Consider the following 17,167-nt stretch of genomic DNA (forward strand, 5'->3'; position numbering starts at 1 on the left):
AATATTAAAAAAATACCTAATCTTTATAAAAGATTAGGTAGTCTCATTGATTAATAATTGAACTGGAAGTGATGTTTCATACGGGCCGGAGAATTCTGAGTTTTCAATCATGTCCATCAATTTTAAAACAGATGTTTTAGCTATATCTTCAATTGGTTGTTTAATTGTTGTTAATTGAGGTAATAAGCTCATTGTAGTTTCAGTTCCATCATATCCAACAACCTTTAATTGACCAGGCACGTGTATGTTCATTTCTCTTGCAACCTGCAAACACGCAGCTGCAATTATATCATCACTAGCAAATATTCCGTCTGTTTCAGGACGCTCTTTTAAAATTTTTCTAATAGATACAATCGTATCTTCATCCTCAAAGGGAAGTTCATATGTGACGGAATTTTCTACCAGATCTTCGTATGCTTTTCTTCTTAATTGTGCAGGTGTTTCAATTTCAAGAGGACCATTAATATGAATGATAGATTTACATCCTTGCTCAATTAAATGTTGAATAGCTAATTTTCCGCCAGCATAATTATCGGAACCTACCACTGGTATAGTAGGTGATAAATAGTGATCGATTGCAACAATCGGGAGTTTAGGATACATATACGTGTCTATTCCCCTATTATATGAGCAAACAATCATTCCATCCACTTGATGCCTAATAAGCATCGTTGAATATGATTTTTCTTTTTCAATTTGACCTGAACTATTACAAAGAATAACTTTATATCCTAATGTTGAGCAAAGATTTTCAATATATAACGCTAATTGACCAAAAAAAGGGTTACTAACAGTTGGTAGTATTAATCCTATAAAATTAGTCCGCTTTTTGAAAAGAGATCTTGCGACGTCATTCGGGTAATAATTTAATTCTTTTATTGCCTCCTCAACCTTCGCTCTCGTTCGATCGCTTATATATCCCCTATTATTTAATACGCGTGATACCGTAGTAGGAGAAACTCCTGCCGCTTTTGCAACATCTTCTAATTTAACCTTCATTTTGTTTCTCCTTGATCATATATTTATTTTAATTGGAATTATATGTCTTTATAAAAAATGTTTATCAATCATTTATATCTTAGCATATGTTACGGTTTTGAATCGAAGTGACATACGAATCGCTCTAGAAAAAGGCAATGAGAAAATGACTAATTGCTACTGTAATAAACTCAGGACTGTACAAGTGAAAGTCCTGAGTTTTTTTACAAAAGTGTTCAAAAAACACTGTGGGTATACTCCTAAGCAATACAGAGGTAAATCCTCGATCACATCTGCGGATTAATTTTCCGAAAAAAATTAATAGGATATCACAATTAAAGATTCATGTGATACCCTCTTTTATTACCTCTCACATGCATAGCCGTCTTTATCGCCATCCATTTTCGCTTGATATGCAGGATGCCCTTTTGGCACGCCGTTAGGGTACTTCTTTCTAAGTTCCGTACAGTTTCTAAAATATTCCTTTACTTCATCCGAACTTCCAGAGTTCTTCGCATCATTTTCCTTAAATCCAGTATCAGTAGCATAGTTTTCGATAGACCAAATACCGATTCCCTTAATTTTGGCACGTTGTTGTGCTTCCTCATAAGGCGTTAAGTGTCTAGTATTCGGCGGATAAACGTACGCAACTCTTGCCAGTCCCTCTTCCAATAACGTTTGCTGAACGCTCTTCCCATCTACATACACATAGGCAAGCAGGCGGCCGTATTTGTCCACACGTTCTCCGACATCAAATTCGATCGTTAACTTCCCGCTTTTCACCAGTTGATTATTTCGTTCTTTTGCTTCCTCTCCAAATGGTTGTTTCCCAAGACGGGGATGGTTCGTTTCCGGTGTATCAATTAATAAATATCGCACATTTTGATCTTTGCCTTGATAGCTAATTTTAATGGTGTCGCCATCGATTGTTTTTACAAGTTTAACGGGAATTTGATCAGTAGTTCCCGAAGTTTGTATCAGGTTTAGTAATTCAGGATTACCGAATACGGCAATAGATCCAAGTAAAACAACGAAAGATACTCCCAAAGATTGGACTGAGCGCTTTAACGAAACTCCCTTTTTAGCTTTTTTGATTACCTTACTGAAAAAAACACCACAAGCTACTAAACTTGCAAACACTAGAAATCCTAAAAATAGTTCCAAGCTGAATCCTCCTGATATTTTTAAGCTATAAAACTTCAAACTCTAAACCATTTTACAATCATTAGGATCCAAATTCCAACTACTCTAAGCCAATTCTTTTCTTTTAAATATATTTATAGACAGTATGATTAATCCATATATAAGAATAATCGAGATGATTAATGCTACATATAGCTGTTTTTCAGTCGGCTCTGCCAACCAAAATTTACTGGCATATGTCGGTAAAGCAAATGGACTCCAGTTGAATTTTTCAGGGAGAATAGAAGACAACATCGTCAAGACAATGACTGTTGCCAAGGATCCGAAGGCGGCGATTCCAGGTTTCGGACTAAAGCTGCTAAAAAATAAAATAATTGTAAAAATAAAGGTGAGCCAAAGTCCAAACGAAAGACTGCCTGTGAAAAAATCCGACACAGGGACTAACCCAAATAGTCGATCAGTATAATACCAAGACATAGACATTCCCAGTAAAAATGAAACCCAAACGAGGAGGACACCGTGAAGCCATTTTGCAGCGACAAATGCCTTGAATGAAACAGGTTTGACAAGAACCATTGCCGCCGTTCCAGATTTTCTTTCTCCTGCAAGGATTCCCATAAATGCTAAGACAATCACGAGGACTCCAAGCAAATTATATTGACCTGCAGTACTAACGAGCACATCTTCTGCTGTCGGAAGTGGAATTTCGATGATTGTACCCTCTGGCAAACTACCAAATTGTTCGATGATTTGCGGTGTATAAAAGGTGGTTATAGGTTCCATAATGCCGATAAGGATAAAGACAATCGGCATCCATATCCATCTCAAATCTCGAACTGCCTCCATCCATTCCTTCTTAAAAAGGACTCTAAATTGCTTCATTTTTTCACCACCTTCATAAAGATGTCTTCTAATGACGCAGTACTCAGTTCGATTTTTATGATGGGCAAATTTTCACGAGCGATTATTTGTAAAATATCGCTTTTAGCATGGGCAACATCCTGAAGAGATAGTGAAATAGTATCGTTATTTACATTGATTTCTTCAATAGACTCACATGTCTCAAAGCTTTTCACGTAACGAGATGCAGGTTGGTCAAACTTCAAAAACATCAGATTTTCGGCGTTCCTCTGTTTCACTTCTGTTAAGCTGCCTTTTTCAATTATTTTTCCATCATTCATGAACAGGACATTATCACTGACTTCTTCTGCGTCATTTAAGATGTGAGTAGAAAATAAAATCGTCGTTTCATTTTTTAAATTTCTCATGAGTTCAAGCACTTCTCTTCTTCCAAATGGATCCAGAGCAGATACAGGTTCATCTAGTAAAATCAATTTCGGTTTATGAATAAGCGCTTGTGCAATGCCAAGCCTTTGTTTCATTCCTCCTGAATACTGGCTTATTTTTCGATTCTTGCCTTCCTTTAAACCAACAAGGTTTAACAAATAGTCCGTTCTTGATTCCGCTTCTTTTTTTGTCAAACCACATAATTCACCGGCAAACATCACGTATTCCTTACCGCTCATCCATCCATAAAATGATGTATATTGAGGAAGAAAGCCAATGAGCTGGCGAAGATCCTGCTTGGAATTGAGTAAAGGAGATCTGATCGTTCCCGATGTAGGCGTCAACAATCCAGCTATCATATTTAATGTCGTTGTTTTACCGGCTCCATTTGGCCCGAGTAATGCTGTGCATTTTCCAGCTTCCAGTGTAAACTTGATGTTTTGAACAGCCTTCTTATTTTTGTATTGCTTTGAAAGGTTTTCTATTTCAAGAACGGTCATCTGTCCTTACTCCTTCCAAATACAAAATAAAGGATTGGCCCGAACATACTAACGAACAGAATAATGAGTACCCACAACCACTTTGGTCCGTTTGTGTAAGCTTGTTTTGTTAAATTAATCAAAGCTACAACCACGAGAATGAGTTGAATCTCAATCAATGGTGCAATCAATCCCCAATCAATCGATGATAAATCTAAATCATTCATTTTATTCCTTCCTTTCCTTCCCCTTTGTTATACAACTAATATAACAGGCATATCTAACAAATGCTACTTATTTTTTATAAAAAAAAGGATAACCACATATGCAGTTATCCTTTTGGATTATTTCTTATTCAACTGTCACAGATAATTCTTTTACAAGTAGAGACGGCGCGCCAATCCCGCTCGTTGCAAAATAGAGATCAGATCCAACTTCCTGAATTTCTTTTAGCAATTCGAAAAAGTTCCCTGCGATTGTCATTTGCTTAACGGGTGTTGAGACCTTTCCGTCTTTCACATAAAAGCCTTGAGCTGCAACAGAGAAGTTCCCCGACACCGCGTTTGCTCCGGAATGAAGGCCGGATAGTTTTGTAACGATGACCGCTTCATTCAGTGAGTTCACCAATTCATCCCGATTTTTCTTACCCGGTACAACATAAAAATTGGATGGTGCGACTGTCAACGTTCCTTTATATGACGCCTTATACGCATGACCCGTTGTTTCCACACCTGACTTCGTCGCTGTTTTACGGTTATGAAGCAGTGTCTTCAATGTTCCGTTTTCGATGACGGAACATATTTTTGATGCAACACCTTCCCCGTCAAAATTTCTGCTGTCAAATCCATCTTCATGGAATGGATCATCGATAACTGTTAATTTTTCAGCAGCAATCTTTTCACCTTCCTTATCTTTCAATAAGGATCGGCCTTTTTGCGCAATTTCAGCAGAAAATACAGATACAAACGTTCCAAGTAAATCTGCCGCCGCGTCATTGCGCAGAATAATCGGATATTTCTTGCTCGCAATCGATTTCCCTCCGAGGTAAGACAGGGCTTCATCGGCCGCCTTTTTCGCAATTTCATCCGCATTTAATGAGGTAAAATCCTTAGTAATTTCAACTTGGAATCCACTTTTTGTTTCTTCCTCGTGTTTGACAATGACCGATAAAACCAAGGCCAAATAATTCTTGCGCTCATGAAGAGAGAGCCCTTTGCTATTGGCGAGTACTCGTTCATTCGACTGTTCGATCAGCTTACAGGAATTGATGGATGCAATGCGCGAATCGTAATTGGCTACTTTGCTTTCCACTTCTTTTAGAAAAGCAATTTTATCCGGAATAGGAACTTCATCTAAACTTTTAGAATAAAAATCGATATCTTCATAGCTATCGCTTCCTGCAAAGATGTCATCCTGTTCCTCATCTTCAATCACTTCCGCATTCGCTTTCGCACTTTCGAGTAAAAATGTAATTGATTCTTCATCCAATTTTTCTGTATAGGCATAGCCCATTTTCCCATTATAGGTACCGCGGAAAGAAAGTCCCCCATCTTCTGCTGTTTCGTAATGGTCCAGTTCTCCTTTGTAAACCTGGCAGGCGAAACGTGTTGATTTTTCAAAGTAAACTTCCATGTCACCAAACCCAGAATTTTTTCCATCCTCTAAAAGTTTTTGCTGGAACTGTTCGATATTCATTGCTTACTCCCCCTTCGTTCCGCCGACGGTGATTTCACTGACACGAATCATTGGCTGTCCGACATTTACAGGAAGACTGCCACTGACAGAGCCGCACATACCCGCGCCATGAGCAAGATTATTCCCGACCATATCGACAAGCTGAAGAGTTTTAGGTCCGTTTCCGATCAACGTTGCACCTTTGACAGGTTTGCCGAGCTTCCCATCCTTCACCATATAAGCTTCCATGATAGCGAAGTTGTAATCGCCAGTTGCTGTATTCACCTGGCCGCCTCCCATATATTTCGCGTATAGTCCGCTTTCAGTAGATGAAATAATCTCCTCAGGAGTCGATTTTCCCGGAGCAATATACGTGTTTGTCATCCGTGAAGTCGGATTAAAACGGTATGATTCCCTTCTGCTCGAGCCTGTTGCTTCCATGCCCATTCGACGACCGTTAAATTTATCAATCAAATAACCTTTTAAAATCCCATTTTCGATCAGGACGTTTTTTCGCGTTTTTTCTCCTTCATCGTCAATGTTCAGCGATCCCCACTCATTCGGAATTGTTCCGTCATCAATATAAGTCACGATGTCAGGAGCTACTTTTTCCCCAATACGGTTGGCAAAAACAGAGTTATACTTCGCTACAGAAGTAGCTTCAAGTCCATGACCACACGCTTCATGGAAAATAACGCCGCCAAACTCGTTATCAATAATGACAGGGAATTTACCGCTCGGACATTCCTCTGCATCTAGCATTGTCACTGCGATCCGCGCAGCCTCGCCGGCATAATGTTCAAGATTAAGATTCTCAAAGAACTCGAAGCCTTGATAAGCGCCGGGACCGTAGTAGCCGGGCTGCATTTGCGTTCCGTCGGAAGCAATTGCCTGAATCGCAAGGCGGCTTCTTACTCTCGTATCCTCGACGAATTTCCCTTCTGAGTTCGCAATCAACACATTTTGCTCGGCATCTATGTATTGTATTGTTGCTTGCTTGATGCTAGAGTGATAGTTTTTCGCGATGTTATACGCTTTTTTCATTACTGCTGCTTTACGTCCGTTTTCAACTGTCCGCGGCATTTGAATGATTTTATTTAGTGGATGAATCGTTTCCTGCACGAGCGGAGAAACAATGTGCGACCCACTTCCCTTAATCGCATGGGCTGCATTTTTGGCCGCTTTCAAAAGACCTTCTTTTGAAAAATCAGTCGTATATGCATACACACTTTGCAAACCGCTGAATACACGAATTCCAACACCCGCATCCCTTCCGGAAATACTACGCTCAATCTTGCCGTCCTGAAGAGACATATTATTCGAAAAACGATCCTCAGCAAACACCTCGGCAAAATCCCCGCCCGTAGACAAAGCGGCAGTCAACACATCTTCAATCATAGATTTACTTAACATATTCACCCTCCTCCTCTTCCTCAATTATACCTCATTCACCAGGCAGTGCCTCGAGGCGCGCATTCGACAAAATTCGAGCGGTGCCTGTCACCACCCGAATTTTGTCGAATCGTTTTGTAATGTGTTGTTCATTTGGTGTTCATATTGCTCCAATATTATTGATATTAGGAAGGGGGAGTTTTCATGTTTAAGTTTTGGTTGTTTTTGCATTTCACCGGGATCTCGATTTGGGTTGGGGCACTACTTGCTGTCACCTTTATTTTATTAATGATGAGAAAGAATCTAGGATCAAAAGAGTCATCAACGATTGTGAAGAAAATGACGCGGGTGGTTAATATGCTCGTTCATCCGAGTGCTTTTTTTGTTTTAATTAGTGGAGTGTTTATGATTATCTCGATGAATTTCGGAGATGCTTCCAAACCATTTTACCTTAATTTCATGGAAAGATTTGGCGGAGGAGCAATACTGTTTACTATTATTGCAATTAGTTTTGTCGGGAGAAAACTTGTTAAAAAATTAAACGCGCAAGAAAAAGATGGCCACGTAATAAAACATTCTTCAAGCCTATCGAATTATATTGCGATGATGCTAACCTCCGTAGCTTGCGTATTGGCAACGATCTTTATAGTTAGCTTTAGATTTTAAATGGTTTATAAAAACACAAAACGCTTAGACAAATTAGTCTAAGCGTTTTTTAATTTACGCGCCTTAGAGGATTCGAACCTCTGACCCACAGCTTAGAAGGCTGTTGCTCTATCCTGCTGAGCTAAAGGCACATCATATGTATGGCTCCGCAGGTAGGATTCGAACCTACGACCGATCGGTTAACAGCCGATAGCTCTACCACTGAGCTACTGCGGAACAAAAAGCAAAAGTGGGCCTGAGTGGACTCGAACCACCGACCTCACGCTTATCAGGCGTGTGCTCTAACCAGCTGAGCTACAGGCCCATCTTAAGGTATGGAGCGGGTGAAGGGAATCGAACCCTCATCATCAGCTTGGAAGGCTGAGGTTTTACCACTAAACTACACCCGCATTTCTAAAAATAGTATGGCTGGGCTAGCTGGATTCGAACCAACGAATGACGGAGTCAAAGTCCGTTGCCTTACCGCTTGGCTATAGCCCAATCTTTTAAATAAAATGGGGCGATTGATGGGAATCGAACCCACGAATGTCGGAGCCACAATCCGATGCGTTAACCCCTTCGCCACAACCGCCATCATAAAATTGGCAGGGGTAGTAGGAATCGAACCCACACCAAAGGTTTTGGAGACCTCTATTCTACCGTTGAACTATACCCCTGTCAAATGGTGGTGGGGGACGGATTCGAACCGCCGAACCCGGAGGGAGCGGATTTACAGTCCGCCGCGTTTAGCCACTTCGCTACCCCACCGAACATATTAAATTTTAATTAAATGATGGCTCAGGACGGAATCGAACCGCCGACACAAGGATTTTCAGTCCTTTGCTCTACCGACTGAGCTACTGAGCCATATGATATATTTTCATACTGAAACATAATTACTTTAGAAAAATGGCGGTCCCGACGGGAATCGAACCCGCGATCTCCTGCGTGACAGGCAGGCATGTTAACCGCTACACCACGGGACCTTTTATTTGGTTGCGGGGACAGGATTTGAACCTGCGACCTTCGGGTTATGAGCCCGACGAGCTACCGGACTGCTCCACCCCGCGACGATAAAATAACATAACTATTATATGCACAATGCATATTACTGTCCCGATCTCAGGAAGCTTATTCAAGCTGCAACTCGATCGGTACAACTCGCAGTTCATTCAGTGAAGTAACGCTCGTTGCTCCACCCCGCGACGATAAAATAAAATAAAAATATGGAGGAGGTAGAGGGATTCGAACCCCCGCGGGATTTGACTCCCCTGTCGGTTTTCAAGACCGATCCCTTCAGCCGGACTTGGGTATACCTCCAAATCATGGTCGGGAAGACAGGATTCGAACCTGCGACCCCTTGGTCCCAAACCAAGTGCTCTACCAAGCTGAGCTACTTCCCGAAATTACAATGTTTGATTGGCGCGCCCGAAAGGAGTCGAACCCATAGCCTTCTGATCCGTAGTCAGACGCTCTATCCAATTGAGCTACGGGCGCAAATTAATAATAAAGAATGATGCCGAGAACCGGAATCGAACCGGTACGGTAGTCACCTACCGCAGGATTTTAAGTCCTGTGCGTCTGCCAATTCCGCCACCCCGGCAAAAATCTTGGAGCGGAAGACGGGATTCGAACCCGCGACCCCCACCTTGGCAAGGTGGTGTTCTACCACTGAACTACTTCCGCTTTATAATGCGGGTGAAGGGAGTCGAACCCCCACGCCTTACGGCACTAGATCCTAAGTCTAGCGTGTCTGCCAGTTCCACCACACCCGCAAAAAATGGTGAGCCATGCAGGATTCGAACCTGCGACCCTCTGATTAAAAGTCAGATGCTCTACCGACTGAGCTAATGGCTCAATTAAAAAAACGCCGGCAAGGGGAGCTAAACTCATTAAAAGTTCTTTGCTCTACCGTTATTGCACCGGCACATAATAATGGAGGATGACGGGATCGAACCGCCGACCCCCTGCTTGTAAGGCAGGTGCTCTCCCAGCTGAGCTAATCCTCCGAATGGTGACCCGTACGGGATTCGAACCCGTGTTACCGCCGTGAAAGGGCGGTGTCTTAACCGCTTGACCAACGGGCCAATTTACATTTATGTAAATTAGTGCAAAATAATAGCCCCATTTGGGGCTGCCTGGCAACGTCCTACTCTTGCAGGGGGAGATCCCCCAACTACCATCGGCGCTGAAGAGCTTAACTTCCGTGTTCGAGATGGGAACGGGTGTGACCTCTTCGCGATTGTCACCAGACTTAGTTAGAAGGTTTATTCCTTCAAAACCAGATAACTATTGACGGTCATCATTTAAAACATTTCGGTTAAGTCCTCGATCGATTAGTATCCGTCAGCTCCATGTATCGCTACACTTCCACACCGGACCTATCAACCTGATCATCTTTCAGGGATCTTACTAGCTTGCGCTATGGGAAATCTCATCTTGAGGGGGGCTTCATGCTTAGATGCTTTCAGCACTTATCCCGTCCGCACATAGCTACCCAGCGATGCTCCTGGCGGAACAACTGGTACACCAGCGGTGCGTCCATCCCGGTCCTCTCGTACTAAGGACAGCTCCTCTCAAATTTCCTGCGCCCGCGACGGATAGGGACCGAACTGTCTCACGACGTTCTGAACCCAGCTCGCGTACCGCTTTAATGGGCGAACAGCCCAACCCTTGGGACCGACTACAGCCCCAGGATGCGATGAGCCGACATCGAGGTGCCAAACCTCCCCGTCGATGTGAACTCTTGGGGGAGATAAGCCTGTTATCCCCGGGGTAGCTTTTATCCGTTGAGCGATGGCCCTTCCATGCGGAACCACCGGATCACTAAGCCCGACTTTCGTCCCTGCTCGACTTGTAGGTCTCGCAGTCAAGCTCCCTTGTGCCTTTACACTCTGCGAATGATTTCCAACCATTCTGAGGGAACCTTTGGGCGCCTCCGTTACACTTTAGGAGGCGACCGCCCCAGTCAAACTGCCTGCCAGACACTGTCTCCCACCCGGATCACGGGTGCGGGTTAGAATGTCAATACAGCAAGGGTAGTATCCCACCAATGCCTCCACCGAAGCTGGCGCTCCGGTTTCCAAGGCTCCTACCTATCCTGTACAAGCTGCACCAACATTCAATATCAGGCTGCAGTAAAGCTCCACGGGGTCTTTCCGTCCTGTCGCGGGTAACCTGCATCTTCACAGGTACTATAATTTCACCGAGTCTCTCGTTGAGACAGTGCCCAGATCGTTGCGCCTTTCGTGCGGGTCGGAACTTACCCGACAAGGAATTTCGCTACCTTAGGACCGTTATAGTTACGGCCGCCGTTTACTGGGGCTTCAATTCGCACCTTCGGTTTACACCTAAGCGCTCCTCTTAACCTTCCAGCACCGGGCAGGCGTCAGCCCCTATACTTCGCCTTGCGGCTTCGCAGAGACCTGTGTTTTTGCTAAACAGTCGCCTGGGCCTATTCACTGCGGCTCTCGCAGGCTTGCACCCGCAAGAGCACCCCTTCTCCCGAAGTTACGGGGTCATTTTGCCGAGTTCCTTAACGAGAGTTCTCTCGATCACCTTAGGATTCTCTCCTCGCCTACCTGTGTCGGTTTGCGGTACGGGCACCTGTTACCTCGCTAGAGGCTTTTCTTGGCAGTGTGGAATCAGGAACTTCGGTACTAAATTTCCCTCGCCATCACAGCTCAGCTTTAGGATGAAGGATTTGCCTCCACCCCGGCCTAACTGCTTGGACGCGCATATCCAACAGCGCGCTTACCCTATCCTCCTGCGTCCCCCCATTGCTCAAACGGTAAAAAGGTGGTACAGGAATATCAACCTGTTGTCCATCGCCTACGCCTTTCGGCCTCGGCTTAGGCCCCGACTAACCCTGAGCGGACGAGCCTTCCTCAGGAAACCTTAGGCATTCGGTGGAAGGGATTCTCACCCTTCTTTCGCTACTCATACCGGCATTCTCACTTCTAAGCGCTCCACCAGTCCTTCCGGTCTGGCTTCACAGCCCTTAGAACGCTCTCCTACCACTGACACTCGAAGGTGTCAGTCCGCAGCTTCGGTGATACGTTTAGCCCCGGTACATTTTCGGCGCAGAGTCACTCGACCAGTGAGCTATTACGCACTCTTTAAATGGTGGCTGCTTCTAAGCCAACATCCTGGTTGTCTAAGCAACTCCACATCCTTTTCCACTTAACGTATACTTTGGGACCTTAGCTGGCGGTCTGGGCTGTTTCCCTCTCGACTACGGATCTTATCACTCGCAGTCTGACTCCCAAGGACAAGTCATTGGCATTCGGAGTTTGTCTGAATTCGGTAACCCGATGAGGGCCCCTAGTCCAAACAGTGCTCTACCTCCAAGACTCTTACCTTGAGGCTAGCCCTAAAGCTATTTCGGAGAGAACCAGCTATCTCCAGGTTCGATTGGAATTTCACCGCTACCCACACCTCATCCCCGCACTTTTCAACGTACGTGGGTTCGGGCCTCCAGTAAGTGTTACCTTACCTTCACCCTGGACATGGGTAGATCACCTGGTTTCGGGTCTACGACCTCATACTCATGCGCCCTATTCAGACTCGCTTTCGCTGCGGCTCCGTCTCTTCGACTTAACCTCGCATGAAATCGTAACTCGCCGGTTCATTCTACAAAAGGCACGCCATCACACATGAATGTGCTCTGACTACTTGTAGGCACACGGTTTCAGGATCTTTTTCACTCCCCTTCCGGGGTGCTTTTCACCTTTCCCTCACGGTACTGGTTCACTATCGGTCACTAGGGAGTATTTAGCCTTGGGAGATGGTCCTCCCGGATTCCGACGGGATTTCTCGTGTCCCGCCGTACTCAGGATCCACTCTGGAGGGAACGAAGTTTCGATTACAGGGCTGTTACCTTCTTTGGCGGGCCTTTCCAGGCCGCTTCGTCTACCCCGTTCCTTTGTAACTCCGTATAGAGTGTCCTACAACCCCAAGAGGCAAGCCTCTTGGTTTGGGCTCTTCCCGTTTCGCTCGCCGCTACTTAGGGAATCGATGTTTCTTTCTCTTCCTCCGGGTACTTAGATGTTTCAGTTCCCCGGGTCTGCCTTCCATTTCCTATGTATTCAGAAATGGATACTACCCCATTACGGGCAGTGGGTTTCCCCATTCGGAAATCTCCGGATCAAAGCTTGCTTACAGCTCCCCGAAGCATATCGGTGTTAGTCCCGTCCTTCATCGGCTCCTAGTGCCAAGGCATCCACCGTGCGCCCTTTCTAACTTAACCTAAGTTAATATTATAAAGAACTTACTTGTTTAAATGATGTCTTGTCAATTGTTATCTAGTTTTCAAGGAACAAGGCCACTTCTAAGAGCAGCTTCTTTGCGACCTTGCGACGAGCTGAGGATTTTCTTCCTCAAAACTACTGCGACGCAGGAGCAAATTGAGAGATAGTTCTCTCAAAACTAAACAAAAACAGAAACGTCTTTTAATTAGAAGCACAATAGCACTTCAATTTATCCTTAGAAAGGAGGTGATCCAGCCGCACCTTCCGATACGGCTACCTTGTTACGACTTCACCCCAATCATCTGTCCCACCTTCGGCGGCTGGCTCCCGTAAGGGTTACCCCACCGACTTCGGGTGTTACAAACTCTCGTGGTGTGACGGGCGGTGTGTACAAGGCCCGGGAACGTATTCACCGCGGCATGCTGATCCGCGATTACTAGCGATTCCGGCTTCATGCAGGCGAGTTGCAGCCTGCAATCCGAACTGAGAATGGTTTTATGGGATTAGCTAAACCTCGCGGTCTCGCAACCCTTTGTACCATCCATTGTAGCACGTGTGTAGCCCAGGTCATAAGGGGCATGATGATTTGACGTCATCCCCACCTTCCTCCGGTTTGTCACCGGCAGTCACCTTAGAGTGCCCAACTGAATGCTGGCAACTAAGGTCAAGGGTTGCGCTCGTTGCGGGACTTAACCCAACATCTCACGACACGAGCTGACGACAACCATGCACCACCTGTCACTTTTGTCCCCGAAGGGAAATCCCTATCTCTAGGGAGGGCAAAAGGATGTCAAGACCTGGTAAGGTTCTTCGCGTTGCTTCGAATTAAACCACATGCTCCACCGCTTGTGCGGGCCCCCGTCAATTCCTTTGAGTTTCAGCCTTGCGGCCGTACTCCCCAGGCGGAGTGCTTAATGCGTTTGCTGCAGCACTAAAGGGCGGAAACCCTCTAACACTTAGCACTCATCGTTTACGGCGTGGACTACCAGGGTATCTAATCCTGTTCGCTCCCCACGCTTTCGCGCCTCAGCGTCAGTTACAGACCAAAGAGCCGCCTTCGCCACTGGTGTTCCCCCACATCTCTACGCATTTCACCGCTACACGTGGAATTCCGCTCTTCTCTTCTGCACTCAAGTCTCCCAGTTTCCAATGACCCTCCACGGTTGAGCCGTGGGCTTTCACATCAGACTTAAGAGACCGCCTGCGCGCGCTTTACGCCCAATAATTCCGGACAACGCTTGCCACCTACGTATTACCGCGGCTGCTGGCACGTAGTTAGCCGTGGCTTTCTGGTCAGGTACCGTCAAGGTACCGGCAGTTACTCCGATACTTGTTCTTCCCTGATAACAGAGTTTTACGATCCGAAGACCTTCATCACTCACGCGGCGTTGCTCCGTCAGACTTTCGTCCATTGCGGAAGATTCCCTACTGCTGCCTCCCGTAGGAGTCTGGGCCGTGTCTCAGTCCCAGTGTGGCCGATCACCCTCTCAGGTCGGCTACGCATCGTTGCCTTGGTGAGCCGTTACCTCACCAACTAGCTAATGCGCCGCGGGCCCATCTGTAAGTGATAGCCGAAGCCATCTTTCAACCTCTCCTCATGCGAGAAAAGAAGTTATCCGGTATTAGCTCCGGTTTCCCGAAGTTATCCCAGTCTTACAGGCAGGTTGCCCACGTGTTACTCACCCGTCCGCCGCTAATCTTTGGGAGCAAGCTCCCAAAGATCCGCTCGACTTGCATGTATTAGGCACGCCGCCAGCGTTCGTCCTGAGCCAGGATCAAACTCTCATAAAAGTAGTTTGTTAGCTCATTTGCTGGTCTTACAAAATTACTTGTTGACGTTTCTGTTTTGTTTAGTTTTCAAAGAACTATTTTAGAGACAATTTACATTGTACCACTTCGAAACCGATGTGTCAAATGTTTTTTCTCTTAATCACTGTTGTTTTCAGCGACATTTAATATCTTAACATTTTCATATAAACTTGTCAACATCTTTACTGAAGTTTTTTAATATGAAAAATATTGATTGTCAGCACTTGCTAGCGACAGTTACTAATAATACTCCTGTATGTTATAGAAGTCAATAACTTTATGAAAAAAATTATGATTAAATATAATCTACTATATTAATAGAGTGCATTTATAATTAGTAGTTTTAAAAAATGAAGTATCCACTTTTTGGTTTCCTATAAGTAATCAAAAGAAAGGTCTTCCATTTAAGTATTTAGAAGATCTCTCTTTCTTTGATCACCACATTCACCTTGCCAGCCTAATTGTAAATTCCGTTCCCTCTCTTAGTTTACTCGTTACTCCGATAGATCCCCCATGAACATCGATGATTTTTTTTACAACTGAAAGACCAAGCCCACTTCCTTCACTCGTCCGGGCCCTTGATTTGTCACCCATATAAAAGCGATCAAAAATATAGGGAAGCTCATCTTCAGGAATTCCAGCACCAGTATCCCGGACTGTTACGACTATGTCTTCATCCACGAAAGCATCAATAAAGATGGTCCCATGATCACCTGTAAACTTAATGCTATTCGTGATTAAATTCATCCACACTTGAAAAAGCAGCTGCTTATCTGCTTCGATGATAAGCTCTGGTAAATCCAGTTCAATGTGAAGTTTTTTTCTACTCCACTGCCATTCCGTCAGTAATATCACTTCACGAATTTGTTCGTCCAGCCGGAATGGAGCTTTCTCCACGGCCTTCACTTGTTTATCTAGCGACGAAAGCATTAACAGCTGCTTGCTAAGCGAAGATAAACGGGCACTCTCCTTTTCAATAATTCCTAAATAACGGTCCGCATCTTCAGGAGACACCGATTTCGTTCGGATGGCTTTTGTAAAACCTTGAATAGAGGTGAGCGGAGATTGGATTTCATGCGATACATTAGAAACGAATTCCTGGCGCATCTCATCCAGCTTTTGCAATGAAGTCGCCATGAGTCCAAAATCCCTGGCGAGAGCACCGATTTCATCTCCGCGATTACTCTCGAGTTGCAGATTATAATTGCCACTCGCAATTTTTCTTGTCGCTTTCGTCAACTTTTTTATCGGGCGAACAAGATATGTTGTAAAAACTAAAATAAGTACTAAACTCAGTAAGAACGTCAGTCCTAATAGTAAGCTGAAAACAATTCGCATCTCGCCAAATTGTTTTTCGACATTCGGACGGATAAATAATGCCTGATTTTTCCCATTGACCTTTAGCGGAATGCCGATGCTATTTTTTAAATCATCTTTAAAAAAACCGGTCACAAACAAACTGCTTTGAAATTCGGAAATACCATGATACGTATTCCCAGCCAAAACCGATTTGATGATATTTTCATCTAACGAATAATTTCGGAATCCCTCACCGAATGATTCTCCGTTAAGAGTTTCATCAACTAAGTACAATTGAAAATTCATGTTCGCAATGCTCGTTAAAAATTGATCGATAGGCAGATCGGCAGAGTTCTCATGCAGAAAAACAATTTCTTGAGCAATCTCCAAGATTTTTTCCTCATTAAACTCTTTCAATTTTGCCTGATAGTAAAAATTTGATATTAAAAAGGCAATGAGACCGCTGATGAGTGCCACTACTATAAAGGTGGTGACAATCCTGAAATAAAGAGACTTCATTTGCCGTTCACCTCAAGTTTATAGCCAAGTCCTCGAATCGTAACAATGCGAAAATCATCTGTCAGATCACGAAATCTTTCCCGCAGCCTTTTAATATGGACATCGATCGTTCTGCTATCTCCTTCAAAGTCATTTCCCCACACTAACTGAAGCAGCTGTTCTCGTGTATATGTGCGGTCAGGCTGGCTCGCCAATTGTGAAAGAAGTTCAAATTCTTTAAGTGGCAAAACAAGCCCTTTCTCGCCCACCTTCACTTCATAGTTCATCCGGTCAATGACCGTATTTCCCATTTTAATCATATTTTCAGAAACCATTTGATAGCGCCGAAGCAGTGCCCGAATCCGAAATAGCAATTCTTCAGGCTCAAACGGTTTCACGACATAATCATCTGTCCCAGATAAAAAGCCCTTCGCTTTATCTTCCATCTCCCCTTTTGCCGTCAGCAAAATCACGGGAAGATCATAATAGCGGCGGATTTCTTCACATAATTCCCAGCCATTTTTCCCCGGCATCATTACATCGACAACGGCCAAATGGACTTGCTCATATTCCAACAGCTCGGATGCCCGATCCCCATCCTCCGCTTCTACAACAATATACCGTTCCTTTTGCAGGTAAAATCGCAATAACTCGCGAATATGCGGATCATCATCCACAACCAAAATATGCGTCTGCATAGCTGCACTCCTTTCG

10 protein-coding genes, 20 tRNA genes and 3 rRNA genes are annotated in these 17,167 nt (G+C 44.4%); 1 reads left to right on the forward strand and 32 read right to left on the reverse strand.

The genetic code is table 11. From position 1 onward, the window contains the following. Nucleotides 1-33: 33 nt before the first annotated feature. The 7 genes from KHA88_RS15975 to KHA88_RS16005 form a co-directional block, all read right to left on the reverse strand. Nucleotides 34-999: a LacI family DNA-binding transcriptional regulator gene (locus KHA88_RS15975; protein WP_213122487.1), complete on the reverse strand. Its 966-nt coding sequence runs from the start codon at nucleotides 997-999 to the stop codon at nucleotides 34-36. Nucleotides 1,000-1,341: 342 nt separating this feature from the next. Continuing rightward, nucleotides 1,342-2,142, reverse strand: a complete 801-nt coding sequence (locus KHA88_RS15980) for a thermonuclease family protein (RefSeq protein ID WP_249313258.1) — start codon at nucleotides 2,140-2,142, stop codon at nucleotides 1,342-1,344. An 84-nt stretch (nucleotides 2,143-2,226) separates the two neighbouring features. Further along, entirely contained in the window at nucleotides 2,227-3,003 is a 777-nt protein-coding gene (locus KHA88_RS15985) for an ABC transporter permease (RefSeq protein WP_213122488.1), read from the reverse strand. Then, a complete protein-coding gene (locus KHA88_RS15990; protein WP_213122489.1) occupies nucleotides 3,000-3,908 on the reverse strand; it encodes an ABC transporter ATP-binding protein in 909 nt (302 codons plus the stop codon). The genes KHA88_RS15985 and KHA88_RS15990 overlap by 4 nt, the downstream gene beginning before the upstream one ends. Further along, nucleotides 3,905-4,114 (reverse strand): PLD nuclease N-terminal domain-containing protein, encoded by a 210-nt coding sequence (locus KHA88_RS15995; protein WP_213122490.1) that lies wholly within the window; start codon nucleotides 4,112-4,114, stop codon nucleotides 3,905-3,907. The genes KHA88_RS15990 and KHA88_RS15995 overlap by 4 nt, the downstream gene beginning before the upstream one ends. Before the next feature lie 124 nt (nucleotides 4,115-4,238). Beyond that, entirely contained in the window at nucleotides 4,239-5,582 is a 1,344-nt protein-coding gene (locus tag KHA88_RS16000; protein ID WP_213099152.1) for a TldD/PmbA family protein, read from the reverse strand. 3 nt (nucleotides 5,583-5,585) lie between these two features. Then, nucleotides 5,586-6,974 carry a TldD/PmbA family protein gene (locus KHA88_RS16005; protein WP_213122491.1) on the reverse strand — a complete coding sequence of 463 codons (1,389 nt, stop codon included), beginning with the start codon at nucleotides 6,972-6,974 and terminating at the stop codon, nucleotides 5,586-5,588. A 183-nt stretch (nucleotides 6,975-7,157) separates the two neighbouring features. Here KHA88_RS16005 and KHA88_RS16010 point away from each other — a divergent pair, with 183 nt between their 5' ends. Next, a complete protein-coding gene (locus tag KHA88_RS16010) occupies nucleotides 7,158-7,619 on the forward strand; it encodes a hypothetical protein (protein ID WP_213122492.1) in 462 nt (153 codons plus the stop codon). A 57-nt stretch (nucleotides 7,620-7,676) separates the two neighbouring features. Here the strand turns inward: KHA88_RS16010 and KHA88_RS16015 are convergent. From KHA88_RS16015 to KHA88_RS16135, 25 genes are all read right to left on the reverse strand, one after another. Then, nucleotides 7,677-7,750 (reverse strand) — tRNA-Arg (locus tag KHA88_RS16015). A 10-nt stretch (nucleotides 7,751-7,760) separates the two neighbouring features. Next, nucleotides 7,761-7,835: transfer RNA gene (locus KHA88_RS16020), tRNA-Asn, on the reverse strand. 14 nt (nucleotides 7,836-7,849) lie between these two features. Beyond that, nucleotides 7,850-7,923 (reverse strand) — tRNA-Ile (locus tag KHA88_RS16025). An 11-nt stretch (nucleotides 7,924-7,934) separates the two neighbouring features. After that, a tRNA-Gly gene (locus tag KHA88_RS16030) sits at nucleotides 7,935-8,008 on the reverse strand. Nucleotides 8,009-8,024: 16 nt separating this feature from the next. Continuing rightward, nucleotides 8,025-8,099 (reverse strand) — tRNA-Gln (locus tag KHA88_RS16035). A gap of 15 nt (nucleotides 8,100-8,114) precedes the next feature. Continuing rightward, nucleotides 8,115-8,190, reverse strand: a tRNA-His gene (locus KHA88_RS16040). Between the two features lie 11 nt (nucleotides 8,191-8,201). Continuing rightward, nucleotides 8,202-8,275, reverse strand: a tRNA-Trp gene (locus KHA88_RS16045). A gap of 6 nt (nucleotides 8,276-8,281) precedes the next feature. Continuing rightward, a tRNA-Tyr gene (locus tag KHA88_RS16050) sits at nucleotides 8,282-8,366 on the reverse strand. 26 nt (nucleotides 8,367-8,392) lie between these two features. Beyond that, nucleotides 8,393-8,465 (reverse strand) — tRNA-Phe (locus KHA88_RS16055). A 43-nt stretch (nucleotides 8,466-8,508) separates the two neighbouring features. Next, nucleotides 8,509-8,584 (reverse strand) — tRNA-Asp (locus tag KHA88_RS16060). 7 nt (nucleotides 8,585-8,591) lie between these two features. Beyond that, nucleotides 8,592-8,668 (reverse strand) — tRNA-Met (locus tag KHA88_RS16065). 157 nt (nucleotides 8,669-8,825) lie between these two features. Then, nucleotides 8,826-8,918 (reverse strand) — tRNA-Ser (locus tag KHA88_RS16070). 6 nt (nucleotides 8,919-8,924) lie between these two features. Further along, nucleotides 8,925-9,001: transfer RNA gene (locus KHA88_RS16075), tRNA-Pro, on the reverse strand. 17 nt (nucleotides 9,002-9,018) lie between these two features. Continuing rightward, nucleotides 9,019-9,095, reverse strand: a tRNA-Arg gene (locus KHA88_RS16080). A 20-nt stretch (nucleotides 9,096-9,115) separates the two neighbouring features. Next, nucleotides 9,116-9,201, reverse strand: a tRNA-Leu gene (locus KHA88_RS16085). Nucleotides 9,202-9,209: 8 nt separating this feature from the next. Beyond that, a tRNA-Gly gene (locus tag KHA88_RS16090) sits at nucleotides 9,210-9,284 on the reverse strand. Between the two features lie 7 nt (nucleotides 9,285-9,291). Beyond that, a tRNA-Leu gene (locus tag KHA88_RS16095) sits at nucleotides 9,292-9,373 on the reverse strand. Between the two features lie 6 nt (nucleotides 9,374-9,379). Next, a tRNA-Lys gene (locus KHA88_RS16100) sits at nucleotides 9,380-9,455 on the reverse strand. A 79-nt stretch (nucleotides 9,456-9,534) separates the two neighbouring features. Then, nucleotides 9,535-9,607 (reverse strand) — tRNA-Val (locus KHA88_RS16105). Between the two features lie 3 nt (nucleotides 9,608-9,610). Further along, a tRNA-Glu gene (locus KHA88_RS16110) sits at nucleotides 9,611-9,685 on the reverse strand. 49 nt (nucleotides 9,686-9,734) lie between these two features. Beyond that, nucleotides 9,735-9,851, reverse strand: a 5S ribosomal RNA gene (rrf, locus tag KHA88_RS16115). A 63-nt stretch (nucleotides 9,852-9,914) separates the two neighbouring features. Further along, a 23S ribosomal RNA gene (locus tag KHA88_RS16120) occupies nucleotides 9,915-12,846 on the reverse strand. Between the two features lie 240 nt (nucleotides 12,847-13,086). After that, nucleotides 13,087-14,638: ribosomal RNA gene (locus KHA88_RS16125) — 16S ribosomal RNA — on the reverse strand. The 16S, 23S and 5S rRNA genes sit together here with 20 tRNA genes alongside, the layout of an rRNA operon. Before the next feature lie 462 nt (nucleotides 14,639-15,100). Further along, nucleotides 15,101-16,474: a sensor histidine kinase gene (locus KHA88_RS16130; RefSeq protein WP_213122493.1), complete on the reverse strand. Its 1,374-nt coding sequence runs from the start codon at nucleotides 16,472-16,474 to the stop codon at nucleotides 15,101-15,103. Further along, the gene (locus KHA88_RS16135) at nucleotides 16,471-17,151 is read right to left on the reverse strand and encodes a response regulator transcription factor (RefSeq protein WP_213122494.1); all 681 of its coding nucleotides are present in this window, start codon (nucleotides 17,149-17,151) and stop codon (nucleotides 16,471-16,473) included. The genes KHA88_RS16130 and KHA88_RS16135 overlap by 4 nt, the downstream gene beginning before the upstream one ends. Nucleotides 17,152-17,167 lie beyond the last annotated feature (16 nt).

The organism is Lederbergia citrea, from assembly GCF_018343525.1.
Taxonomy (GTDB): Bacteria; Bacillota; Bacilli; order Bacillales; family Bacillaceae_C; genus Lederbergia; species Lederbergia citrea.